Origin of the sequence: Pseudomonas sp. 18173, assembly GCF_050432945.1 — a bacterium.
In the GTDB taxonomy this organism is placed as follows: Bacteria; Pseudomonadota; Gammaproteobacteria; order Pseudomonadales; family Pseudomonadaceae; genus Aquipseudomonas.
This window is the reverse complement of sequence record NZ_JBKFTN010000023.1, coordinates 66,015-89,841: the sequence shown is the minus strand read 5'-3', so window position 1 is coordinate 89,841 and position 23,827 is coordinate 66,015. Positions and strand designations below refer to the sequence as shown.

At 60.8% G+C, this 23,827-nt stretch carries 24 protein-coding genes; 10 read left to right on the top strand and 14 right to left on the bottom strand.

Features of this window, described 5'->3' with window-relative positions; translation table 11 throughout:
• The first annotated feature begins 17 nt into the window (after positions 1-17).
• The 7 genes from mltB to ACLD1X_RS23260 all read left to right on the top strand — a co-directional run bounded on the left by mltB (position 18) and on the right by ACLD1X_RS23260 (position 6,538).
• On the top strand, positions 18-1,028 hold the full coding sequence (gene mltB, locus ACLD1X_RS23290; protein WP_429371663.1) for a lytic murein transglycosylase B: 1,011 nt from the start codon (positions 18-20) through the stop codon (positions 1,026-1,028).
• The gene (locus ACLD1X_RS23285) at positions 1,028-2,035 is read left to right on the top strand and encodes a septal ring lytic transglycosylase RlpA family protein (protein WP_429371661.1); all 1,008 of its coding nucleotides are present in this window, start codon (positions 1,028-1,030) and stop codon (positions 2,033-2,035) included. Before mltB ends, ACLD1X_RS23285 begins: the two co-directional genes overlap by 1 nt.
• A 186-nt stretch (positions 2,036-2,221) precedes the next feature.
• On the top strand, positions 2,222-3,379 hold the full coding sequence (locus ACLD1X_RS23280; RefSeq protein ID WP_429371659.1) for a D-alanyl-D-alanine carboxypeptidase family protein: 1,158 nt from the start codon (positions 2,222-2,224) through the stop codon (positions 3,377-3,379).
• An 87-nt stretch (positions 3,380-3,466) separates the two neighbouring features.
• The gene (locus ACLD1X_RS23275) at positions 3,467-3,742 is read left to right on the top strand and encodes a DUF493 domain-containing protein (protein ID WP_429371657.1); all 276 of its coding nucleotides are present in this window, start codon (positions 3,467-3,469) and stop codon (positions 3,740-3,742) included.
• Positions 3,742-4,389, top strand: coding sequence for a lipoyl(octanoyl) transferase LipB (gene lipB, locus ACLD1X_RS23270; protein ID WP_008022935.1), 648 nt, complete (start codon positions 3,742-3,744; stop codon positions 4,387-4,389). The genes ACLD1X_RS23275 and lipB overlap by 1 nt, the downstream gene beginning before the upstream one ends.
• Before the next feature lie 25 nt (positions 4,390-4,414).
• On the top strand, positions 4,415-5,413 hold the full coding sequence (gene lipA / locus ACLD1X_RS23265; RefSeq protein ID WP_429371686.1) for a lipoyl synthase: 999 nt from the start codon (positions 4,415-4,417) through the stop codon (positions 5,411-5,413).
• Positions 5,414-5,587: 174 nt separating this feature from the next.
• Positions 5,588-6,538, top strand: coding sequence for a S66 peptidase family protein (locus tag ACLD1X_RS23260; RefSeq protein WP_429371655.1), 951 nt, complete (start codon positions 5,588-5,590; stop codon positions 6,536-6,538).
• Between the two features lie 103 nt (positions 6,539-6,641).
• On the opposite strand, the gene ACLD1X_RS23255 is transcribed toward ACLD1X_RS23260, so the two are convergent.
• The 5 genes from ACLD1X_RS23255 to leuS all read right to left on the bottom strand — a co-directional run bounded on the left by ACLD1X_RS23255 (position 6,642) and on the right by leuS (position 12,657).
• Positions 6,642-7,964: a lytic murein transglycosylase gene (locus tag ACLD1X_RS23255; protein WP_429371653.1), complete on the bottom strand. Its 1,323-nt coding sequence runs from the start codon at positions 7,962-7,964 to the stop codon at positions 6,642-6,644.
• Positions 7,965-8,026: 62 nt separating this feature from the next.
• Positions 8,027-8,191 (bottom strand): alternative ribosome rescue factor ArfA, encoded by a 165-nt coding sequence (arfA, locus tag ACLD1X_RS23250; protein ID WP_007990624.1) that lies wholly within the window; start codon positions 8,189-8,191, stop codon positions 8,027-8,029.
• An 89-nt stretch (positions 8,192-8,280) separates the two neighbouring features.
• On the bottom strand, positions 8,281-9,318 hold the full coding sequence (gene holA / locus ACLD1X_RS23245) for a DNA polymerase III subunit delta (protein ID WP_429371650.1): 1,038 nt from the start codon (positions 9,316-9,318) through the stop codon (positions 8,281-8,283).
• Between the two features lie 39 nt (positions 9,319-9,357).
• Complete coding sequence (lptE, locus tag ACLD1X_RS23240; RefSeq protein ID WP_429371648.1) at positions 9,358-9,963, bottom strand: LPS assembly lipoprotein LptE; 606 nt, start codon at positions 9,961-9,963, stop codon at positions 9,358-9,360.
• Between the two features lie 87 nt (positions 9,964-10,050).
• Positions 10,051-12,657: a leucine--tRNA ligase gene (gene leuS, locus ACLD1X_RS23235; RefSeq protein ID WP_429371646.1), complete on the bottom strand. Its 2,607-nt coding sequence runs from the start codon at positions 12,655-12,657 to the stop codon at positions 10,051-10,053.
• Between the two features lie 281 nt (positions 12,658-12,938).
• On the opposite strand from leuS, the gene ACLD1X_RS23230 reads away from it, so the two are divergent.
• Together ACLD1X_RS23230 and ACLD1X_RS23225 are read left to right on the top strand one after the other, a co-directional pair.
• On the top strand, positions 12,939-13,259 hold the full coding sequence (locus ACLD1X_RS23230; RefSeq protein WP_429371644.1) for a hypothetical protein: 321 nt from the start codon (positions 12,939-12,941) through the stop codon (positions 13,257-13,259).
• Between the two features lie 104 nt (positions 13,260-13,363).
• On the top strand, positions 13,364-14,125 hold the full coding sequence (locus ACLD1X_RS23225; RefSeq protein ID WP_429371642.1) for a YdcF family protein: 762 nt from the start codon (positions 13,364-13,366) through the stop codon (positions 14,123-14,125).
• A 47-nt stretch (positions 14,126-14,172) separates the two neighbouring features.
• On the opposite strand, the gene lnt is transcribed toward ACLD1X_RS23225, so the two are convergent.
• The 5 genes from lnt to miaB form a co-directional block, all read right to left on the bottom strand.
• Complete coding sequence (lnt, locus tag ACLD1X_RS23220; RefSeq protein WP_429371640.1) at positions 14,173-15,696, bottom strand: apolipoprotein N-acyltransferase; 1,524 nt, start codon at positions 15,694-15,696, stop codon at positions 14,173-14,175.
• Positions 15,697-15,704: 8 nt separating this feature from the next.
• On the bottom strand, positions 15,705-16,544 hold the full coding sequence (locus tag ACLD1X_RS23215; protein ID WP_429371638.1) for an HlyC/CorC family transporter: 840 nt from the start codon (positions 16,542-16,544) through the stop codon (positions 15,705-15,707).
• Positions 16,545-16,549: 5 nt separating this feature from the next.
• Positions 16,550-17,044 carry an rRNA maturation RNase YbeY gene (gene ybeY / locus ACLD1X_RS23210; RefSeq protein ID WP_429371636.1) on the bottom strand — a complete coding sequence of 165 codons (495 nt, stop codon included), beginning with the start codon at positions 17,042-17,044 and terminating at the stop codon, positions 16,550-16,552.
• Positions 17,037-18,044: a PhoH family protein gene (locus ACLD1X_RS23205; RefSeq protein ID WP_110659872.1), complete on the bottom strand. Its 1,008-nt coding sequence runs from the start codon at positions 18,042-18,044 to the stop codon at positions 17,037-17,039. The genes ybeY and ACLD1X_RS23205 overlap by 8 nt, the downstream gene beginning before the upstream one ends.
• Positions 18,045-18,270: 226 nt before the next feature.
• Positions 18,271-19,599 (bottom strand): tRNA (N6-isopentenyl adenosine(37)-C2)-methylthiotransferase MiaB, encoded by a 1,329-nt coding sequence (gene miaB / locus ACLD1X_RS23200; protein ID WP_429371634.1) that lies wholly within the window; start codon positions 19,597-19,599, stop codon positions 18,271-18,273.
• Positions 19,600-19,732: 133 nt separating this feature from the next.
• Here miaB and ACLD1X_RS23195 point away from each other — a divergent pair, with 133 nt between their 5' ends.
• A complete protein-coding gene (locus tag ACLD1X_RS23195; protein ID WP_003185742.1) occupies positions 19,733-20,062 on the top strand; it encodes a DUF1820 family protein in 330 nt (109 codons plus the stop codon).
• 29 nt (positions 20,063-20,091) lie between these two features.
• Here ACLD1X_RS23195 and ACLD1X_RS23190 read toward each other — a convergent pair whose 3' ends face one another.
• From ACLD1X_RS23190 to ACLD1X_RS23175, 4 genes are all read right to left on the bottom strand, one after another.
• Positions 20,092-20,646: a tetratricopeptide repeat protein gene (locus tag ACLD1X_RS23190; RefSeq protein WP_429371631.1), complete on the bottom strand. Its 555-nt coding sequence runs from the start codon at positions 20,644-20,646 to the stop codon at positions 20,092-20,094.
• 225 nt (positions 20,647-20,871) lie between these two features.
• Positions 20,872-22,155 carry a glutamate-1-semialdehyde 2,1-aminomutase gene (gene hemL, locus ACLD1X_RS23185; protein WP_429371629.1) on the bottom strand — a complete coding sequence of 428 codons (1,284 nt, stop codon included), beginning with the start codon at positions 22,153-22,155 and terminating at the stop codon, positions 20,872-20,874.
• A 10-nt stretch (positions 22,156-22,165) separates the two neighbouring features.
• Entirely contained in the window at positions 22,166-22,789 is a 624-nt protein-coding gene (gene thiE / locus ACLD1X_RS23180) for a thiamine phosphate synthase (RefSeq protein WP_429371628.1), read from the bottom strand.
• 32 nt (positions 22,790-22,821) lie between these two features.
• The gene (locus ACLD1X_RS23175) at positions 22,822-23,619 is read right to left on the bottom strand and encodes a hydroxymethylpyrimidine/phosphomethylpyrimidine kinase (RefSeq protein ID WP_008052407.1); all 798 of its coding nucleotides are present in this window, start codon (positions 23,617-23,619) and stop codon (positions 22,822-22,824) included.
• Between the last annotated feature and the right edge of the window lie 208 nt (positions 23,620-23,827).

Genomic DNA, 23,827 nt, shown 5'->3' with positions numbered 1-23,827 from the left:
ATAAGGTGAAATTTTCAATGCAAGTAATGCGTGGCTGGGCGACTCGACATGCACCATGGGTCGGCCTGGTAAGCATCCTTGGCACCGTGCAGGAAGCGTTGGCCGGCGACTATGAAGGCTCACCCCAAGTGGCCGAATTCGTCGGTGAAATGACCCGCGACTACGGTTTCGCCGGTGAACAGTTGATGGGCGTGTTCCGCGAAGCCGAGCGCAAGCAGTCGATTCTGGACGCCATCTCGAAACCCGCCGAACGGGTCAAGCAGTGGAGCGAATATCGCCCGATGTTCATCACCGATGCGCGCATTGCCCGGGGTGTGGACTTCTGGCGTCAGCACGAAGCGGTGTTGGCCCGTGCCGAGCAGGAATACGGCGTACCGGCCCAGGTGATTGTCTCGATCATCGGCGTTGAAACCTTTTTCGGTCGTAATACCGGAAATTTCCGGGTGATCGATGCCTTGTCTACCCTGGGTTTCGACTATCCTCCTCGTGCCGAGTTTTTCCGCAAGGAATTGCGTGAGTTCCTGCTGCTGGCTCGCGAAGAACAGGTCGATCCGTTGACGCTCAAGGGCTCCTACGCCGGCGCAATGGGATTGCCACAATTCATGCCGAGCAGTTTCCGCGCCTATGCGGTGGATTTCGACGGTGATGGTCATATCAACATCTGGACCAACCCGGACGATGCCATCGGCAGTGTCGCCAGTTACTTCAAGCGTCATGGCTGGGTTGCCGGCGAACCGGTCGTCAGCCGCGCCGATGTCCGTGGCGATCAGGTCGACGAAGGCTTGACCACAGGAATCGAACCAACGAAAACCGTTGGGGAGTTGCGAGCCCTGGGGTGGTCAAGTCATGATGCGCTGCGCGATGATATGCCGGTTACCGCTTTCCGCCTGGAAGGCGACAATGGCTCCGAGTACTGGATGGGCCTGAAGAATTTTTACGCGATCACGCGTTATAACCGCAGCGTGATGTACGCCATGGCCGTACATCAACTGTCTGAACAGCTGGTCCAAGCACGGGGCGTCAAGTAATGCGGGCATTGCCTATCAATAAACCCCTGAAGCTGATGGCATTCGCCGCGTTGACCGTGCTGCTCGCCAGTTGTTCGACCAGCCGTGCGCCGGCCCAGAAGTCCTCCACCGCCGTGCGCTCGACGCCGGGGCTGGACATCAACCGGGCCCACAAGGATGGCGCGCCATGGTGGGATGTCGATGTCTCGCGCATCCCGGACGCCACGCCAACCCTGCACACCGGCCCGTACAAGGCCAACCCGTACACTGTGCTCGGCAAGACTTACTTTCCGCTGCAAGAGTCCAAGACCTACGTGGCTTCGGGCACGGCGTCCTGGTATGGCACCAAGTTCCACGGCCAGAACACCGCCAACGGCGAAGTGTATGACCTGTACGGCATGAGTGCCGCGCACAAGACATTGCCACTGCCAAGTTATGTCCGGGTGACCAACCTGGACAACAACAAGAGCGTGATCCTGCGGGTCAACGACCGTGGACCGTTCTATTCGGACCGTATCATCGACCTGTCCTACGCCGCCGCCAAGAAGCTCGGTTATGCCGAAATCGGCACCGCGCGGGTGAAAGTCGAGGGCATCGATCCACAGGCCTATTGGGCAGCCAAAGGCCGTCCGGCGCCTTTGATGCTCAACGAGCCGCAAGTCGCGCAGAATAGCGCCCCGGTGATCACGGCCTCGGCCGGCACCGTCGAGCAATGGACACCGCCGCCGCAGCAACACGCCGCCGCAGTGGTGCCGGTGCAGCTTGATGCAAAAAAAAACGCTTCTGTACCAGCCTCTGGCCAGTATCTGCAGGTGGGCGCGTTCGCCAACCCGGACGCTGCAGAACTCCTGAGATCGAAGCTCAGCGGGATGGTGAGCGCTCCGGTGTTCATCAGCTCGATCGTGCGCAATCAGCAGACCCTGCATCGGGTTCGCCTGGGCCCGATCGGATCGCCGGGTGAAATCCAGCAGGTGCAGAACAGCGTGCGCCTGGCCAATCTCGGTTCACCGAGCGTGGTCACAGAGTAAAAAACGTAGGACTTGATTGACGGTTCATCTGCGGTTTTGGGGGATGAACCAGGTTGTTGGCTCTTTTAAGAACAAAAACCCGGCAAGGGTTACAGAGTGAGCAGCTGAATACGCGATGGCCCGTTAGAAGGTCATCTGAATAGTTTTGCCTTCGGGCAAGTTTCCATTAGCGATTTCGAGAGACGGATGAACATCACCACCTTTGCCAAACGCCTGTTCCTGCTAGTCCCGCTGCTCCTCTCACCTGCCGCATTCGCGGTCGAGATGATGCCGTCGCCACCGCAATTGGCTGCCAAGGCCTATGTGCTCATGGATGCCAGCAGCGGCAACGTGCTGGTCGAGAACAACGGTGACCAGCGTCTGCCACCGGCCAGCCTGACCAAGCTGATGACCGCGTACATCGCGACCCTGGAAATCCGTCGTGGCCAGATCGGCGAAAACGATCCGGTGACCGTCAGCGAAAACGCCTGGCGTACCGGCGGCTCGCGGATGTTCATCAAGGTCGGCTCGCAGGTCACTGTCAGCGACCTGCTGCACGGCATCATCATCCAGTCGGGCAACGACGCCAGCGTCGCGCTCTCCGAGCACATCGCCGGCAGCGAAGACGCGTTCGCCGACCTGATGAACAAGACCGTCGCCGACCTGGGCATGACCAACACCCACTTCATGAACCCGACCGGCCTGCCGAACCCGGAGCACTATTCGTCGGCTCACGACATGGCAGTCCTGGCCCGCGCGATCATCCACGAAGACCCGGCTCACTACGCGATCTACTCGCAGAAAGAGTTCTTCTGGAACGGCATCAAGCAACCGAACCGCAATCTGCTGCTGTGGCGCGACAAGACCGTCGACGGTCTGAAAACCGGCCACACCGACGAAGCCGGCTACTGCATGGTGTCTTCGGCCGTACGTGATGGCATGCGCCTGATCGCCGTGGTGTTCGGCACCAACAGCGAAGTGGCCCGTGCCGCCGAAACCCAGAAGCTTTTGACCTACGGTTTCCGTTTCTTCGAAACCCAGACCTTCTATCAGAAGGGCGCCGAACTGGCCCAGGCACCTGTCTGGAAGGGTTCGACCAATCAAGTCAAGGCCGGCCTGGCTGAAGACCTGACCATGACCCTGCCTAAAGGCCAGCTGAAAAAGCTCGCTGCCAGCATGACCATGAACCCGCAACTGGTCGCGCCAATCGCCAAGGGCGACGTGATCGGCAAGGTCGAGGTGAAACTGGACGACAAGGTGGTGCACAGCGCCGATCTGATCGCTCTGGACGCCGTCGAGGAAGGTGGTATCTTCCGCCGCATGTGGGATAGCATCCGTCTATTCTTCTACAGCCTGTTCAACTGAATTTAGTGTGCACCTGCATGGCTCCGCGCTGATCTGGCGCGCAGCCATGCCCGTCGCCACGGCTTACGCTTACGAGGCCGTTACGCCATGACCGATACCGAAGTAAAGGCGCCAAAGATCGAATTTCCCCAGACTGATTATCCGGTTAAGGTGATTTGCGATACGGGCGCAGGCAACAAAGACAGGATCATCGAAATCGTCAAGCAGTACGCGACGATCAACGATGAACGTGTCGATGAGCGTCAAAGCAGCAACGGCAAGTACACCACCATTCAGTTGCACATCGTCGCGACCGACCAGGACCAGCTGTACAACATCAACAGCTTTCTGCGGGCGACCGGTTTCGTGCACATGGTGCTGTGATGTCCGGCACGCTGGGCTTTCGCGAGCTCGGCCAGATGGCTTACGAGCCGGTCTGGCATGCCATGCAACGCTTCACCAACGAACGCGGCACCGACGTTGCCGACGAGATCTGGCTGGTGGAACACCCTGCGGTGTTCACCCAGGGCCAGGCCGGCAAGGCCGAGCATCTGCTGCTTCCCGGTGATATTCCGGTGGTGCAGGTCGACCGGGGTGGTCAGGTGACCTACCACGGCCCCGGCCAACTGGTGGCTTATCTGCTGCTGGATGTGCGCAGGCTGGGTTTTGGTGTGCGCGATCTGGTCAGCCGGATGGAGCAATGCCTGATCGAGCTGCTGGCCAGTTACGGTGTGACCGCCGTGGCCAAGCCCGATGCACCGGGTGTCTACGTCGACGGGGCGAAAATCGCTTCGCTGGGTCTGCGGATTCGCCACGGCTGTTCCTTTCATGGCCTGGCCTTGAACGTGGACATGAACCTGGAACCGTTTCGACGGATTAATCCCTGCGGCTACGCCGGGCTGGCGATGACCCAGCTGAGCGATCACGCAGGATCGATTGAATTTGCCGAGGTAAGTGCCCGGCTGCGTGCGCAGCTCGTCAAACACCTCGACTATGCTGAGCAGACGACCCTGACGGGCGGAATCGACTGATATGACTACTGATGCAGTGCAAACCATGATCCCGACGCTCGATGTCACCGAGCGCCCGACCCCGCGTCCCAAGGTTGAAGCCGGCGTCAAGCTGCGCGGCGCCGAAAAGGTTGCACGCATCCCGGTGAAGATCATTCCGACCACCGAACTGCCGAAGAAGCCGGACTGGATTCGCGTGCGCATCCCGGTTTCGCCGGAAGTCGACCGCATCAAGGCCCTGCTGCGCAAACACAAGCTGCACAGCGTGTGCGAAGAAGCTTCCTGCCCGAACCTGGGCGAGTGCTTCTCCGGCGGCACCGCAACCTTCATGATCATGGGTGACATCTGCACCCGTCGTTGCCCGTTCTGCGACGTCGGCCACGGCCGTCCGAAGCCACTGGACGTCAACGAGCCGGAAAGCCTGGCCATCGCCATCGCCGACTTGCGCCTGAAGTACGTGGTGATCACTTCGGTGGACCGCGACGACTTGCGCGACGGTGGTGCACAGCACTTTGCCGACTGCATCCGTGAAATCCGCAAGCTGTCGCCGAACGTCCAGCTCGAGACCCTGGTCCCGGACTACCGTGGTCGCATGGACATTGCCCTGGAAATCACTGCCGCCGAGCCGCCGGATGTGTTCAATCACAACCTGGAAACGGTGCCGCGCCTGTACAAGGCTGCACGTCCTGGTTCGGACTACCAGTGGTCGCTGACCCTGCTGCAACGCTTCAAGCAGATGATGCCGCACATCCCGACCAAATCCGGCTTGATGCTGGGTCTGGGTGAAACGGACGAAGAAGTCATCGAAGTCATGAAGCGCATGCGCGAGCACGATATCGACATGCTGACCCTGGGCCAATACCTGCAACCGTCCCGCAGCCACTTGCCGGTGCAGCGCTTCGTGCACCCGGACACCTTCGCCTGGTTCGCCGAGGAAGGCTACAAGATGGGCTTCAAGAACGTTGCCTCCGGTCCGCTGGTACGTTCCTCGTACCATGCCGATGAACAGGCGAAACTGGTCAAGGCCGAGCTGATGTCGTCCTGATCGACTGCCAGCAATGAAGACAGCCCGCATGGCGTTCAGTCTTGCGGGCGTTTTTTTGTCTTGCCTACGGCAGCAGTTGACGTTTCCTGCAACTTGCGAGGCAACGAACCTACTTCTGTTTGTCGTCGTTCCTGACTACTGTGTGTTGAAGTTTTCACCAACGGAGATTCAAGGATGACCGCTCGACCGACCCACACCCTCTGTCCCCACAAACCGGTTCCTGCCTTGCCGGCGGAAGGAACGATCGGTGTCATCGCGCCTGCCGGTCCCGCGCCGCTGGACACCGATAAAGCCGTGCAATGGATGCGCGCCCGCGGTTATTCGCTGAAGATCTTTCCTGGCGTCTACGAGAAGGATGGCTATCTTGCCGGCAGTGACGAGGTGCGGCTCAATGACCTGCACGCAGCGTTCGCCGACAACGAAGTCGATGCCATCATTTGCCTGCGCGGTGGTTACGGAACACCAAGGTTGCTTGATCGCATCGATTTCCAGCTGCTGCGCAATAACGCCAAGCCGTTCATCGGCTACAGCGACATCACCGCAGTGCATCTGGCCATCAGTCGTTATGCAGGCTTCGTGACCTTCCATGGCCCGCTGCTCAACGCTGATCTGCTGGGCGACAAGCAAAAGCCCACCGAGCCTTCGTTTTTCAACATGCTGCGCGGGCAGGTGAAGGCCGGCAGCGTGTTGGCGCATCCCGTTGCCTATCCATTGACGACGATCGAACCTGGCATCGCCCACGGCCGTTTGCTGGGGGGCAATCTGTCGATGATTGCCGCGACCATGGGCACGCCTTACGAGATTGATGCCGAGGGTGTCATCCTGTTTATCGAGGACATTAACGAGCCGCTGTATCGCATCGATCGATTGCTGACCCAACTGCGGCTGGCTGGCACTCTGGGCAAGTTGCGCGGGGTGCTGGTGGGGGATGTGGCGGGGGTGGAGGTGCCTGCGCTGGAACGCTTGCTCAAGCAGACGTTCGAGCCGTTGCGGATACCGGTGTTGTCCGGATGGCGTAGCGGGCATTGCGATCCGAACCTGACATTGCCCATGGGCGCGCTGGTCCGGCTGGATGCGGGGAACAAGGAGTTGGTGTTGGAGCAGGATGTAGTGGTCAGGCAGTAGGTCTTCATCGCCTGACAGTCCGCCTTCGCGAGCAAGCCCGCTCCCACATTTGATCTGTGAACGACACAAAAACAATGTGGGAGCGGGCTTGCTCGCGAAGCTTTTAGCGGCTGCGCAACCCTTCCAGCAACTTGTGCGTCGGATACCCGTCCGCCGGCCAGCCAAACGACTGCTGCGCGCTGCGGATCGCCTTGCGGGTATTGGCACCGATAATCCCGTCGGCATTGCCCGCGTCGTAATTCTGGGCACTCAGCAGGTTTTGCAGCTCGATCCGCTCGGTGCGGCTCAGCGGCAAATCATCTTTGGGCCACATGCCGCTGATCAGGCCCGCGCCATTGAAGCGTTCGGACAACAGGCTCACCCCCAAGGCGTAGGACGACGAGTTGTTGTACTTGAGAATCGCCCGAAAGTTGTCGAGCACCAGGAACGCCGGGCCACGGTAACCGGCCGGCAGCAACAGGGCCGCGGACAATTGCTCGGAGCCGGCCGGGACCTGGCCACCATTGGGCAGCGTAATCCCCAGTTGCCGCCATTCCGCGACGCTCTTGCGAATCGTGCCATCGGCCAGCACGTAGTTGAACCCGCCTGGCAGCTGCACCTCGAAGCCCCATGGCTGGCCTTTTTGCCAGCCTGAGCTTTGCAGATAATGCGCAGTCGAGGCCAGGGCATCGGCCGAGCTTCCCCAGATATCGCGGCGCCCGTCGCCATCGAAGTCCACGGCATGGGTGTTGTAGGTGGTCGGGATGAACTGGGTCTGGCCCATGGCGCCTGCCCAGGAACCGAGCATCTTCTCGGGTTCGATATCACCTTGTTGCAGAATCTGCAGCGCGGCAATCAATTGCGCGTGGGCGAATCCGGGGCGACGCCCTTCGTAGGCCAGGGTCGCCAGCGAGTTGATCACCGACTTGTTGCCCTGGAACTGGCCAAAGTTGCTTTCCATGCCCCAAACGGCCACCAACGCCTGACGATCAACGCCGTAACGCTGCTCGATGCTTTGCAGGATGTCGGCGTACTGGTTGATCAGTGACTGGCCTTTGCGTACCCGCAGCGGCGACAGGGCGCCGTCGAGGTATTCCCACACCGGTTTTGCGAACTCCGGCTGGCTGCGGTCGGCACGAATCACGCTGGGGTCGAAGCTGACATTGGCAAAAGCGCGATCAAACAGGTCGGCGCGGATACCGGCGGCCAGGGCATCCTTGCGGAAACCCGCCTGCCATTCGGCGAAGGTCTGGGTTGGCTGGATATCGAGGTTTTCGCCGCTCGGAACCACGGGCGCAATGACTGCGGGGGCGGTGGCGACCGGGAGTGTCTGAAGCGGCTGTGCGTCGGCAGCGGTTGGTTTTTCCGCGCAGGCGACTAGCAAAACAAGGCTGGAGGCAGCAATCAATTGGCGTAGGTGCCAACGACGGGAAATACAAAGGGGCATGCACAAGTCCAGGGAAAACGTATCAGGTGCAGACCTTAACATGTTGAGCGGATGCTTGCCTTTCAGGCTGCCAGAAAGTAAGAAGCCTCCCAGCTGTCAGACTGGAAGGCTTCGCGGCGGTAGCTGCCCTTGCCCTTGGCGGGGCGTTCCTGGCGGCTGCGGAACAATGGCTGGGCGATGATGGATTTGGCCTTGTTGGGGCCATGCTTCGATGGCTTTTTGCTCATGATGATTTCTCGCAAATGAGTGGATTTTGCGAGGCGAATCATCTGCTCAAGTGAGGGTGCTGTCTAGTCCCTACTTTGTGTAGGACTTTTCACTCCGCCGGTAACGACAAGCGTTGCCCGGCCATCAACAACGTCAACCGACTCAGGCTCATCCACGGCGATCCCGCAGCCTGGCCCTTGATCTGCGCGTCGATGCGTTGCGCTTCCAGCAGCAGTTGCGCCCAGCGTTGTGCCGAGTAACGTTGCAGCGCTTTACTCATCAACGGCTTACGTTTGTCCCAGACCGGAGGCTTGGCCTGGCTGAAGGCCTTGTCCAGCGGCGTACCCTGGCTGTATTGCAGCGATATGTTGGCCAGCAGGCGCAGCTCCCGGGCCAGGGCCCAGAGAATCACCGGCGGCTCGACACCTTCACCACGCAACCCTTCGAGCATGCGTAGCGCGTGGGCTGCTTCACCATTGAGAATCGCATCGGTCAGGCCAAAGACGTCGAAGCGCGCACTATCGGCCACCGCGGCCTGCACGGTTTCAACGGTAATCTGACCGCCTTCGGCCATCAGCTTGAGCTTTTCGATTTCCTGGGCGGCAGCCAGCAAGTTGCCCTCGACCCTTGCTGCGATCAACTCAACGGCGTCCTGGCTGGCGGAAAGCCCGGCCTGGGATAAACGCTGGCGGATCCAGCCTGGCAACTGGGCGACATCGACCGGCCAGATCTGCACGAACTGGGTCTGCTGTCCTTCGACCAGTGCCTTGCCCCACTTGGTTTTCTGCGCGCTGCCATCGAGTTTCGGCAAGCTGATCAGCAGCACAGTGTCGTCGGCCGGGCGCGAGCAGTACTCGATCAGCGCGGCAGCACCTTTGTCGCCGGGTTTGCCGGAAGGCAGGCGCAGTTCCAGCAGGCGCTTTTCGGCGAACAGCGACATGCTGGCACCGGCTTGTAGCAAAGTGCCCCAGTCGAAACTGGCGTCGGCGGCAAACACCTGGCGTTCATCGAATCCCTGCTGGCGGGCGCTAGCGCGAATAGCGTCGGCTGCCTCCTGGCACAACAACGGGTCATCGCCGCTGATGATATAGACCGGCGCAAGGGCGCCTTGCAGGTGTTTGGCGAGTTGGGCGGGGGCGAGCTTCATAAGAGAGGGCGAACGGGGCGCCTGAGCGCCCCGTAAGTCTTACTGCTGCGGCAGTTCGATTGGCGACTGGCGCGGGGTGTCCGCTTCAGCCTTCTTTGCCGCTTCCAGTGCTGCGGCTTCAGCCTTGGCCCGGGCTTCGGCAGTCTGCTGCAACTGATCCAGTTGGCTCGGGGTCAGTTGTTGCAGGCGCAGCATCATGCGCTGGACCATTTCCCGGCGGCCTTCGGCCCGGGCCGTTGCGGCTTCCTGGTCGGAACCCACCAGGTTGTTGCCGTCGTGCATGTAGATTTTCTGCACTTCAAGCTTGTCGCTCATCAGTGGCAGGTCACCGCGACCACGGATGTCGTAGTTCAGTACGCTGGTCAGCTGGTACTCGCCTGCACGACCGGCACCTGCGTAGCTGAGGATGCGCTGGGTATCCTGTTCATTGGTCAGCACCAGTTTGTACGGTGCACCGTTGTAGACCTTGACGCCACTGCCCTCGAGCGCCTTGCGCAACTGAGTCACGGTATCGCCATAGGCGTTACGGGCGCTCAGGTCGAGTTCCTTGATCGCCAGTTCGTCGGTGCCGGTTCCACGCAGCTGGAAACCACAGGCGCTCAGCAGAACCGCGAGGCCCATCACCAGCAGATTGCGTTTGATCATCTTGTTGCTCCCCTTGAAACCATGTGGGCCGATCAAGCGGCCCGAAAGGTTTTACTCGGCGCCAGGCTCACCTGGCGCCTGATCCAATTAGCTGGCGACGATATTGACCAGTTTCCCGGGCACTACGATCACTTTACGAATGGTCAGACCGTCGACGAAGCGCAGGACGTTCTCGTTGGCACGAGCGGCCGCTTCGACTTCTTCGCGGCTGGCACTGGCCGGCATTTCGATGTGGCCACGCAGCTTGCCGTTGACCTGAATCACCAGTTGCAGGCTGTCCTGTACCAGCGCGCTTTCGTCCAGCACCGGCCAACCGGCGTCGATCACCGGGTCGGCGTGACCCAGGCGATGCCACAGCTCGTGGCAGATGTGCGGGGTGATAGGGGCCAGCAGCAGCGTCACGGTTTCCAGGCCTTCCTGGACCAGTGCGCGATCCTGTTCTGTGGCTTGCGCGGCTTTTTCCAGCACGTTCATCAGCGTCATCACCTGGGCGATGGCGGTGTTGAATTTGTGGTTCTGGCCGACGTCATGACTGGCCTGCTTGATAGCCTGGTGGATCGAGCGGCGAATGGCTTTCTGCTCGTCGCTCAGGCCGGCAACGTCGAGTTTGCCCGGCAGGCCCTGGGTGACGTGGGCTTGAGCCAGACGCCAGACGCGCTTGAGGAAGCGGTGCGAACCTTCGACGCCCGAGTCGGACCATTCCGCGCTCATGTCAGGAGGTGAGGCGAACATCATGAACAGGCGGCAGGTGTCTGCGCCGAACTGGTCGATCATCGACTGTGGGTCAACGCCGTTGTTCTTCGACTTGGCCATCTTCTCGGTGCCGCCGATTTCCACCGGCAAGCCGTCCGCGATCAGCTTGGCGCTGATGACCTTGGCCTTGCTGTCGCGTTCGAGTTCAACGTCCGCCGGGTTGAACCAGGTGTAGGCACCATTGGCTTCGCGACGATAGTAAGTCTCGGCGATCACCATGCCCTGGGTCAGCAGGTTCTTGAACGGCTCGTTGGAGCTCACCAGGCCTTCGTCACGCATCAGCTTGTGGAAGAAGCGCGCATAGAGCAGGTGCAGGATCGCGTGTTCGATACCGCCGATGTATTGATCCACCGGCAGCCAGTGATCGGCCGCGGATTTTTCGACCAGGCCACCTTGGTAGTGCGGCGAGGCGTAGCGGGCGTAATACCACGAGGACTCGACGAAGGTGTCCATGGTGTCGGTTTCACGCTTGGCCGGTGCGCCGCATTTAGGGCAGTTGCACTCGTAGAACTCGGGCATGCGCGCCAGTGGCGAGCCGGCGCCGTCGGGTACGACGTCTTCCGGCAGCACGACAGGCAGTTGATCTTCCGGCACCGGTACGTCACCGCAAGTGCCGCAGTGGATGATCGGGATCGGGCAGCCCCAGTAGCGCTGGCGGCTGATGCCCCAGTCGCGCAGGCGGAACTGGGTGCGCGAGGCGCCGAGTTGTTTCTTGATCAGCGCGACTTCGATGGCGTCGAAGGCGCCCGCGAAATCGAGGCCATCGAACTCGCCCGAGTTGATCAGCGTGCCGTGCTCGCCGTAGGCGTCTTGCCATGGTGTCGGATTGCTATCGCCGGAGCTGGTGCGCACTACCGATTTGACCGGCAGGCTGTACTTGTGGGCGAATTCGAAATCGCGCTCGTCGTGGGCAGGAACGGCCATTACCGCGCCATCGCCGTAGTGCATCAGCACATAGTTGGCGACCCATACCGGCAGTTTTTCGCCGGTCAGCGGGTGTTCGACGAACAGGCCGGTCGGCAGGCCTTTTTTCTCCTGGGTGGCGACGTCGGCTTCGGCCACGCTGCCGCCCTTGCATTCAGCGATGAACGCTTGCAGCTCAGGATTGTTGCGGGCGGCCAAGGTCGCCAGGTGGTGTTCGGCTGCCACGGCGACATAAGTCGCACCCATCAAAGTGTCCGGACGGGTGGTGAAGACTTTCAGGGTGCCGGTTTCGCCAATGGAATCGACGTTGTACGGGAACTGCACTTCCATGCCGCGGGACTTGCCGATCCAGTTGCGCTGCATGGTCTTGACCTGTTCAGGCCAGCCGGTCAGTTCGTCGAGACTCTCCAGCAGCTCATCCGCGTAGGCGGTGATCTTGAAGTAGTACATCGGGATTTCGCGTTTTTCGATCAGCGCGCCGGAACGCCAGCCGCGACCGTCGATCACTTGCTCGTTGGCCAGGACGGTCTGGTCGACCGGGTCCCAGTTCACGGTGCCGCTTTTCTTGTAGATCACGCCTTTTTCGAACAGGCGGGTGAACAGCCATTGTTCCCAGCGGTAGTAGTCCGGCTTGCAGGTGGTCACTTCGCGCGACCAGTCCACCGCCAGGCCCAGGCTGCGCAGCTGGGACTTCATGTAGGCGATGTTTTCGTAGGTCCACTTGGCGGGTGCTACGTTGTTCTTCATCGCGGCGTTTTCCGCCGGCATGCCGAAGGCGTCCCAACCCATAGGTTGCAGAACGTTCTTGCCTTGCATGCGCTGGTAGCGGGAGATCACGTCGCCGATGGTGTAGTTGCGCACGTGCCCCATGTGTAGCTTGCCGCTGGGGTAAGGGAACATCGACAGGCAGTAGTAAGTCTCCTTGCCTGGCTGTTCACTGACTTCAAAGGACTTTTGCTCGTCCCAGAACGACTGGGCGGCGGCTTCGATTTCACGGGGCTGATATTGTTCGTGCATGGCTACTTTTGAACTGAATAGGGGTGGCCTAATCCTCTTCAATGCAATGCTGGACGGTGATCACGCCAAATTGGCGTTTTCGATGCCCAGCCGAGCTGGAAGTGGAGTTACAGGAAGCGTCGTAGCATACATGACCGTGCTCTACCGAGGGAAACCCTGATTGTTGCCGCAGGTCCTGCGAAAACCGCTGTGAGGGCCGTTGGTCGCGGCGTTCAGCCGGTTTGTTCATGGAAGCTAAGCTCTAACTGGGGAGTAGGTCTTATCTTCCAATGAGGTGAGGGATGGTTGAGTCACAGCAAAAAGCTACAAAACCGGAGCTGTACGAAAGGCTGATCGATCGTTTGGCCTTGGCCCTGGAGGCGGCAAGGACCGCTGGCCGGTTGCGCGACGAACACCCTCTGGAACTGGAACTGCGCGGCCTGAGCCCCGCAGAGTTTGCATTGGTCAAAGCGTATCTGGATCGCAGTGAGCGTGAGACACACGGATGCTTGTCAGAGGCGATAAAACAACTCGATGCACCACGTTCGGCCAAGATCATCTGGCTCAAGGACAAGGTTCCCGGCAGAGACGCGGTAAAGGTCCGGTCTTTGCACTTCAAATAGGACACAGAGCCGTGCCGAAGGGTTTTTTCAAGCATAGTCCTTCCGTATTGATTGTCGTATTGCGCCAACCCACTTAGGCTTCGGGCATCTCCGGGAGATGCTCGATGCCTTTTCGTTATTTCGTAAAACAACTCCTTTTGCCCCCCGGCATTCTATTGCTGCTGCTTCTGCTTGCCTGGTGGTTGCGCCGCTCAAGGCCGAGGCTTGCCAGTGCGTGCTTTGCACTGGGCCTGGGGGGCTTCTGGCTGATGAGCCTGCCGGTGGTGGTGCAGTGGAGTGCCGGCCTGCTCGAGCGGGAGCCACCGCTGGCCCACAATGAATGGGCAGGCCTGGGGCAGCGCGCGGATGCGATCGTGGTCCTCGGCTCGGGGCGCGAGCGCGGTGACATCGCCTGGGGCACCGACCAGCCCACGGGCGTTGGTCTGGAACGCCAGCGCTTTGCCGCGCGACTGGCCAAGGCTTCCGGCCTGCCGGTATTGACCAGCGGCGGCTTGCACTACGGCACGCCGCCCAGCGAGGCGCAAATGATGGCTGACTCCTTGCGTGACGATTTCGGCGTGACAGTACGCTGGCAGGAAGGGCAAAGCCGCACGACCTGGGAGAATGCCCAGTTCAGCGCCGAGGTGTTGCTGCCTCAGGGCATCAAGCGTGTGGTGGTCGTGACTCAGGCCTGGCACATGCCACGGGCGGTCTGGAGTTTCCGCAAGGCCGGGTTTGAAGTGGTACCGGCGCCGGTAGGGTTTCTGGGGGGCGACAACGCGCGGCCACTGGGTGGCTGGATGCCGGAGTTCAAGGCGATCTGGCAGAACGGGCAATTGATGAACGAGGCGGTGGGGCAGGTCGGTTATTCGCTCTTCTATCGCTGAGCGCCAAACCCTGTGGCAAGGGAGCAAGTCCCTTGCCACAGATGATTTCAGACGGTCTTGGCCATCCGGCTGGCGATCAGTGCCCAGCCAAACAACAGCACACAGACAATGATCAGCGGCCACGAACGCCATTGCAGGTACGGCGTCAGGTTGTGCATCGGCACCACTTCGCCATACAGGATGCCGCGTTCGAACTGCGGGATCTGATCGGTAATCTGGCCGTACGGGTTGATCAGGCCGGACACACCGTTGTTGGTGGCGCGGATCATCCAGCGGCCGGCTTCCAGGGCGCGCATCTGTGCCATCTGCAGGTGTTGCAGCGGACCGATGGAAGTGCCGAACCAGGTGTCGTTGCTGATGGTCAGCAGCAGGTCGCTGCGGGCGGCAAGGCTGGCGGCGAACTCCGGATACACCACTTCATAGCAGATGAACGGCGCGATCTGATAACCCTTGGCTTGCAGCAGCGGCTGGTCAGCCGGGCCGCGAGCGAAGTCCGACATTGGCAGGTCGAAGAAGGCGATCAATCCGCGCAGCATGTCCTCCAGGGGCACGTATTCACCAAACGGCACCAGTTTTTGCTTCAGGTAGGTGCCGTCGCCTTCACCGGTAGCGGTGATGCCATTGAAGAAGCGCTTTTCGTGGCGTACTTCCATACGGACCGGGACGCCGGTAATGAACGCCGATTTACGTTCGGCCGCGAAGTTGCCCATCATGTTCAGGTAGCCCTCGGCGGACTCCTTGAGCACCGGGATTGCCGTTTCCGGCCAGATGAGCAGATCGACGCGTTTGGAGCTGAAACTCATGTCGCGGTACAGCGCCAGTTGCGCGTTGAGCTGCGCCGGATCCCACTTCATGCTTTGTTCGATGTTGCCCTGAATGGCGGCGACGCTCAGTGGCGGGCCTGACGGGCTGGTCCAGGCGTGGTGCTTGAGCGCCATGCCGACCAGCCACGGACCGACCAGCAGCAATACGCCGGCGGCGATGAAGCCTTTGCGTCCCGTGCGGACCAGACGCAGGCCGTTGTAGATCAGCGCAGCTGTCAGGGCCAGGGTGAAGGAAATCAGCCACATCCCACCGATGGGGGCGAGCCCGGACAGCGGGCCATCAAGCTGGCTGTAGCCGGAATACAGCCACGGGAAGCCCGTCAGGAACCAGCCACGGAAGGCTTCCTGGCCAACCCACAGCGCCGCGAAGGCCAGGGCGTCGGCCAGTGGCGCCTCATTGCGGCGCAGCCAGCGCGCCCAAATCCAGGCAGGCAGGGCAAAGAACCAGGCAATCGCCGCCGTGAACAGCAGCATCAGGAAACCGGCCAGCAGGACCGAAGCACCGCCGAAATGGTGGATGCTGTAATAGATCCAGCTGGTGCCGGCACCGAACAGGCCGAAACCGAAACACCAGCCGCGACCCAATGCCTGACGTGGGCTCAGTTCGCGCAGACCGGCATAGAACAGGCCGACGGCGAGCAGTGCCAGTGGCCAGATATCGAACGGCGCCAGGGCCAGTGTGGTGATTGCACCGGCCGCCACGGCCAGCAGGTTACCGGGCCAGCCGGGGCGGGTTGTCCAGCGCATTTCAATCCTTAGCGAGCAATGGGCGTCAGGCGAAGCAAGTGAATCCGACGGCTGTCGGCGTTCAGGATGCGGAAACGGTACGGGCCGATTTCAGTGATTTCGTTACGTTTTGGCAGATGCCCGAACGCGCTCATCACCAGGCCGCCAACGGTGTCGAATTCATCGTCGGAGAACGTGCTGTCGAAAAACTCGTTGAAGTTCTCGATCGGCGTCAGGGCCTTGATCAGGAAATCACCGCTGGGCAGCGGCTTGATGTAGCTGTCTTCCTCGACATCGTGTTCGTCTTCGATGTCGCCGACGATTTGTTCCAGTACGTCTTCGATGGTGACCAGGCCCGCCACGCCGCCGTACTCGTCGATGACGATGGCCATGTGGTTGTGGTTGGCGCGAAACTCGCGCAGCAGCACGTTGAGGCGCTTGGATTCCGGTACGAAGGTGGCCGGACGCAGCAGGTCCTTGATATTGAAGCTGTCGCCGTTCTCCTTGAGGATCAGCGGCAGCAAATCCTTGGCCAGCAACACGCCCATCACGTCATCGTGGCTTTCGCCGATGACCGGGTAGCGGGAGTGGGCCGAGTCGACCACCGCAGGCAGAAACTCGCGGGGTGTCTGGTGCGCCTTGATGCTGACCATTTGCGAGCGCGGGACCATGATGTCCCGGACCTGCAGGTCAGCCACCTGGATGGCGCCTTCGACAATGGCCAGCGCTTCGCTGTCCAGCAGTTTGTTCTGATGTGCATCGCGCAGCAGCTCCAGCAGCTCCTGGCGGTTCTTCGGCTCGTGGGCAAAAGCCTGGGTGAGCTTACCCAGCCATGACTTCTGCCCGTTGCTCGATCGATCTTCGCTCATAGCGATTACTCTGAATCCTTTGTTGTTTTGGTGGGGGATAAATCGGTTTCGTCGTCCGCGTACGGATCGGGAAAGCCCAGTTCTGCAAGCAACGTTCGTTCCAGTGCTTCCATTTCTTCGGCTTCGTCGTCATCAATATGGTCGTAGCCAAGCAGATGCAAGCAGCCGTGAATCACCAGGTGTGCCCAATGGGCCTTGAGTTCCTTGCCTTGTTCAGCGGCCTCGCGCTCGACCACGGCGACGCAGATCACCAGGTCGCCCAACAGCGGGATGTCGAGGAACTCATCCGGCACATCGGCCGGGAATGACAAGACGTTAGTTGCGTAATCCTTTTGCCGCCAGGTGTGATTCAGCTCGCGTCCTTCGGCTTCGTCGACCAGACGAATGGTCATCTCCGAGTCGGCGGTGCGCTGGCGCAAAGCCAGTTCGCACCACTGGCGGAATTCGGCTTCGCTGGGGGCGGTGGCTTCGGTGGCGATTTGCAGGTCAAGCTCAAGCATCGCGGCGGCTATCCTTGGCGGCGGCATCATCGGCCGCTTTGGTTTCGAAGCGCTCGTAGGCTTCGACAATCCGTTGCACCAGTGGATGGCGCACGACGTCCTTGGGCTGGAAATGGGTGAAGCTGATTCCCGGCACGTCCTTGAGCACCTCGATCACGTGGTGCAAGCCGGACTTGGTGCCACGGGGCAGGTCGACCTGGGTGATGTCGCCGGTGATGACGGCCGTGGAGCCGAAGCCGATCCGGGTCAGGAACATCTTCATTTGCTCGACCGTGGTGTTCTGGCTTTCATCGAGAATGATGAAGCTGTTGTTCAGCGTACGGCCGCGCATATAGGCCAGCGGTGCGACTTCGATCACCTGGCGCTCGATCAGCTTGGCGACGTATTCGAAGCCGAGCATTTCGTAGAGTGCGTCGTAGAGCGGGCGCAGGTACGGGTCGATTTTTTGCGACAGGTCGCCGGGCAGGAAGCCGAGTTTTTCACCTGCTTCGACCGCCGGGCGAACCAGCAGGATGCGGCGGATCTGCTCGCGCTCCAGTGCGTCGACCGCGCAGGCAACGGCCAGATAGGTCTTGCCGGTACCGGCCGGGCCGATGCCGAAGTTGATGTCGTTACCGAGGATTTCCTTCACGTAGCGCAGCTGATTCAAGCCGCGAGGGCGAATCATGCCTTTCTTGGTGCGCAGGGCCACGGACGCTTCGGCGGGGGAGTGGTTGTCCAGCTGTTCGACGGCCGATTCCTGCAGGAACAGGTGCACCATGTCCGGCGACAGCTCCGTACCCTTGGTTTCCCGGTACAGGCGGCGCAGGAGGTTTTCCGCGGAGGTGGTGTGTTTGGGTTCGCCGATCAGTTCGAACTGGTTTCCGCGATTGCGGATCTCGATGGTCAGGCGCTGTTCGATCAAGCGCAAATGCTCGTCGAATTGCCCGCACAGATTGGCGAAGCGGCGAGCTTCAAAAGGCTCGAGGATGAAACGATGTGGTTCTATGGGTGCGTTCAAGGTCGTATTTAGCCGCCCTGGGGCAATTGAGATGAAATCAAGGATAACGCCAGTGGGCTGGGTGCGAAAGCTCTTAAATGGATAAGCCCATTCTCGAGAACAATGCAGTCCACTCTGGGAGCTGGCTTGCCAGCGATAGCGGTGCAACAGACGACTATTTGTCGGGGTTGATGGCCTCATCGCTGGCAAGCCAGCTCCCACAGGTCCTCAGTGTTTCCGAAATGTGTTACTGGATCAGCGAGCCGCGCAGCGAATGCGGCTGCGCGGCATCGATGTGCACATCTGCGAACTGGCCGATCAGGGTTGGATTGTCGCAGCGGAAGTTGACGATACGGTTATTCTCGGTCCGGCCTTGCAGCTCGCCAGGGTCCTTTTTCGAGTAATCGGTCACCAGGATCCGCTGGATCGAACCGACCATTTGTCGGCTGATCTCGAAACCTTGCTGGTTCAAGCGATGCTGCAGGGCATTCAGACGTTCTTTTTTCAGCTCTTCCGGCGTGTCATCGGCCAGGTCGGCGGCCGGGGTGCCGGGGCGCTGGCTGTAGACGAACGAATAGGAAAAGTCGAAACCGACGTCGGCAATCAGCTTCATGGTTTGCTCGAAGTCTTTCTCGGTTTCGCCCGGGAAGCCGACGATGAAGTCCGAGCTGATGCAGATTCCCGGCACGGCGGCGCGCAGCTTGCGCAATTTGGATTTGTATTCCAGCGCGGTGTGGTTGCGCTTCATCGCGGCGAGGATGCGGTCCGAGCCCGACTGCACCGGCAGGTGCAGGTGTTTGACCAGTTCCGGCACGTCGGCGTGGGCCTGGATCAGGCTGTCGGAGAACTCCAGCGGATGCGACGTGGTGTAACGGATGCGGTCGATGCCATCGACCGCGGCGACCACGCGGATCAGCTCGGCCAGATCCGCCAGGCGCCCGTCGTGAGTGGTGCCGCGATAGCCGTTGACGTTCTGCCCCAGCAACGTCACTTCACGCACGCCGTTTTCGGCCAGGTGAATGATCTCGGCAATCACGTCGTCGAACGGCCGGCTGACCTCTTCGCCGCGGGTGTAGGGCACCACGCAGAACGTGCAGTACTTGCTGCAGCCTTCCATCACCGACACGTAAGCGCTCGGGCCGTCGATGCGCGGCTCGGGCAAATGGTCGAATTTTTCGATTTCCGGGAACGAGACGTCGACCTGCGGCAGCTTGCTGATGCGCGCGGCGTCGATCATTTCCGGCAGGCGGTGCAGGGTCTGCGGGCCGAAGACCACGTCGACGTAGGGTGCGCGATCGCGGATGGCCGCGCCTTCCTGGCTGGCCACGCAACCGCCGACGGCGATCACCATGTCCGGGTTGGCCAGCTTCAGTTCGCGCCAGCGACCGAGCTGGGAATAGACCCGGTCCTGGGCACGTTCGCGGATCGAGCAGGTGTTGAGCAGGATCACGTCGGCGTCTTCGGCGCGGGCGGTGACTTCCAGGGCCTGATGTTCGCCCAGCAGATCGACCATGCGCGAGCTGTCGTACTCGTTCATCTGGCAACCGTGGGTTTCGATGTAAAGCTTCTTGGCCATGGAAAGAGTCATCACCTGATTCAAAGAACCGCGCATTATAGGGGACATGTCCTGTGGTTCCTACCGTTGCGCGTCCGACGGCTGTGCTATAGTTTGCGCCCTCATTTTTACCCCGATGTGTTACCCGCCCACCATGACCAAACGTGAAGCTCCAATCTACAAGGTGATTTTCCTCAACCAGGGCCAGGTGTTCGAAATGTACGCCAAGCAGATCTATCAAAGTGATCTGTGGGGCTTTCTGGAAGTGGAAGAGTTCGTCTTTGGCGAGCGCACGCAAGTGGTCGTCGATCCGAGCGAAGAAAAGCTCAAGGCTCAGTTCGAAGGCGTGGTGCGCAGTTTTGTGCCGATGCATTCGATCGTGCGTATCGACGAAGTCGAGCGACTGGGGACACCGAAAATCAGCGAAGCCCGTGGCGCGGTCGGCAATGTCATGCCGTTCCCGATGCCGATGCCTGAGAAGTAAGGCTCTGTGGCGAGGGGGGCGAGTCGCTGTCAGGGCAGCGGCGAAAAAGGCGTACGCCCATCGGCGCTCTGCAATTCCATCAGGTATTTACGGAAAATTTGCCCGAGCACCTGGGTCGCCACCTCCAGCTCTTCGCGGGGCATTTTTTCGGTGACTTCGTCGGCGGTGTCCAGTGCATCTTCGGCGCCATTGACCGCCGCCATCTTCAGCAGGATGTACGCCTGAACGTTATTGGCCGGCACGCCTTCGCCGTGGAAGAACATGGTGCCGAGCTTGAATTGCGCCTGGGCGTGGCCTTGCAGCGAAGCTTTTTCGAAATAGCTCAGGGCTTTATTGAGGTCGCGCGGCGCGTTTTTGCCTTCGTAGTAGAACTCACCCAACTCGTACTGCGCTTGCGCATCCCCTTCATCCGACGCTTTCTGGCAGGCGGCGAGCGCCTGTTCAAAATCTTGCGGCTGGGTATTGAGGGTGCAGCGACCCATCGCTGGGATTAACAACGAGTTGCCGCCTGCTTGTGCTTGCGCGAGCAGGGGCTGAAGAAGCAACAGGCAGCCCAGTGCAAGGGTGCGGCCGGTGCGGTTCATGGGAATCGACTTACCTCTGAAGGGCGCGCGGACCCATCGAGGGGATCCAATAAGCGCGCATTATGAAATAAGCAGGGCCAACCTTACAAAGTCTTTACTCGTTTTTCTGCTGCACGGGAAATATATCGCCCACTTTGCGGGGGATTATCGGCAGATGAGTAGGAAAAAACGCGGGCATGTAGGTGAAAGCTGACGCTGGCCATGGCCAACGTCAGCGCTACAGCGTTATTTCAAGGCAGCGAAGGCACGCTCGGCGGCGTCCAGGGTCAGTTTCAGCTCGGCTTCGCCGTGAGCGATCGAAGTGAAACCGGCTTCGAAGGCACTCGGTGCCAGGTACACGCCACCTTCCAGCATCAGGTGGAAGAAGCGGCCGAACAGGGCTGCGTCGCTGGCCATCACGTCATCGAAGGTGACGATGTCGTCGGCACCGCTGAAGTACAGGCCGAACATGCCGCCGGCCTGGGTGGTCACGAACGGAATGCCGGCCGCATCGGCGCGCTGTTGCAGGCCGTCGAGCAGGCGAGTGGTGTAGTCGGTCAGCTCGGCGTGGAAGCCCGGGCGGCTGATCAGGCGCAGGGTGGTCAGGCCGGCGGCCATCGCCAGCGGGTTACCGGACAGTGTGCCGGCCTGGTACACCGGGCCCAGCGGGGCGATGCGCGACATGATTTCACGCTTGCCGCCGAAGCAGCCGACCGGCATGCCGCCACCGATGATCTTGCCGAAGGTGGTCAGGTCCGGGGTCACGCCGTAGTACGCCTGGGCACCGCCGAGGGCGACACGGAAACCGGTCATCACTTCATCGAAAATCAGCACTACGCCGTGCTTGTCGCACAGGGTCCGCAGGCCTTCGAGGAAGCCCGGAGCAGGCGGCACGCAGTTCATGTTGCCGGCCACCGGCTCGACGATGATGCAGGCCACGTCCTGGCCAACGTCGGCCAGCATGCTCTCAACGGCATCGATGTCGTTGAACGGCAGGGTCAGGGTGTGTTTGGCGAACGCTGCCGGTACGCCGGCCGAACTCGGTACGCCTTGGGTCAGTGCGCCGGAGCCGGCTTTGACCAGCAGGCTGTCGGAGTGACCGTGGTAGCAACCTTCGAACTTGATGATGCTGTCGCGGCCGGTGAAGCCACGGGCCAGGCGGATGGCGCTCATGGTGGCTTCGGTGCCGGAGCTGACCATGCGCACCATCTCCATCGACGGCACGAGCGAGCAGACCAGGTCGGCCATCTGCGTTTCCATCTCGGTCGGGGCGCCGTAGGACAGTCCGTGCTCAAGCTGTTTGCGCACGGCGTCCAGCACGTCCGGGTGGCTGTGGCCGAGGATCATCGGGCCCCAGGAGCCGACGTAATCGACATAGCGCTTGTCGTCTTCGTCAGTGACGTAGGCGCCTTCGGCGTGCTTGAAGAACAACGGCGTGCCGCCGACGCTCTTGAACGCGCGAACCGGCGAGTTCACGCCACCGGGAATGTGTTTCTGGGCATTGGCAAACAGCGTTTCGGAACGAGACATGATCGGGCTCTCAGACTTTTAGTAATTCATTGAATGCGCGGGCGCGGCGAGTGACTTCAGCCGTGCTCTGGGCGCCAAACAGGCCATGCACCACGGCCAGCAGGTCGACGCCGTGGGCCACCAGCGGGGCGGCGTTATCCAGGGTGATGCCGCCGATCGCGCAGATCGGCAGGTGCAACTGTTTGCGGGCCTGGTCGAGCAGGTCGAGGCTGCAGGTCGGCGCGCCGGGCTTGGTATTGGAATTGAAGAAGCGACCGAACGCGACGTAGCTGGCGCCTTCTTTGGCGGCCTGTTCGGCCAGTTCGAGCTGCGCGTGGCAAGTTGAACCGATGATCGCCTGGCGCCCGAGCAGTGCACGGGCCGGCGTCAGCGGGCCATCGGTCTGACCCAGGTGTACGCCCACGTTCAGGCGTGCCGCCAACTCGGCATCGTCGTTGATGATCAACTGCGTCTTGTAGCGCTCACACAGCTCGCGCAAGGCTTCGGCCTCGCGCAGGCGGCGGGCTTCGTCACTGCTCTTGTCGCGGTATTGCAGCAAGGTGACGCCGCCTTCCAGCGCCGCCTCCACGTACTTGAGCAACTTACCGTCCAGCAAATGGCTGTCGGTGATGGCGTACAGGCCACGTAGTTTCATCGGACAAGCCTCACCGCATTGCTAATAGAAAGTTACGAACAGAAATCCAGCGGCAAGCGGCGCGGCACGAACTGGCCTTTGCCCAGTTGCTCGGCATCGCGCAGGGTGCGCCACGTGTAGTTAAGCGCGGTCTGCACGGCGCTGGCGAGGTTTTCGCCCTGGGCCAGACGACCGGCCAGCGCGCTGGCCAGGGTGCAGCCGGAACCGTGGTAACTGCCGGGCAAGCGCTGGCAGGTGTAGGTTTCGCGCAGGCCATCGCGGCTGTACAGGCGATTGTGGATTTCGGTTTCGTCGCCATGACCGCCGGTGATCAGCAGGTGTTTGACGAACGGCAGGAGTTTTTCAGCGCACTCGTCCGCGGTGCCTTCGGGCAGTTCGGCGAGGATTCGGGCTTCGGGAAGGTTAGGGGTGGCAATGATCGACAAGGGCAGCAGGCGTTCGCGCATGGCGTAGCCGACTTCGTCCTTGCCCAGGCGTCCGCCGCCGCCGGCGCGCAGCACCGGGTCGCAGACCACCGGCAAGTGCGGGTGCGCCGAAAGCAGTTCGACGACGGTGTCGACCATTTCTAGGGAACCGAGCATGCCCAGTTTGACGGCCGCGACTTCGGAGTCGTTGAGCACGGCATTGGCCTGGGCCAGTACCCACTCACGGTCGAGGACGCGGAAGTCAGTGACATTGACGGTGTCTTGCACGGTCAGGGCAGTGACGGCCGGAGCCGCATGGCAACCCTGAGCGAGCAGGGCTTCGATATCTGCCTGCAAGCCGGCGCCACCACTTGGGTCGTGGCCGGAGAGACAGAGGACAACGGGGCGAGAGCTGTAGATATTCATGGTGCGCGAGCTTACCACCAAACAACGTTTTTCGGGTGTAGCGACAGCCAGTCCGGCTGCTCCCTCGCCACGGTGACTCATCATCCACAAAATGTCTTCCGGTATTTACTCTGAGACGCCCGTCCTAGAGCCTTTTCAGGAAAAATTTCAATGGTGTTTAATGGCCATCAACGGCTATGCTAGAGTGGATCCAAACCAATAACAGGTG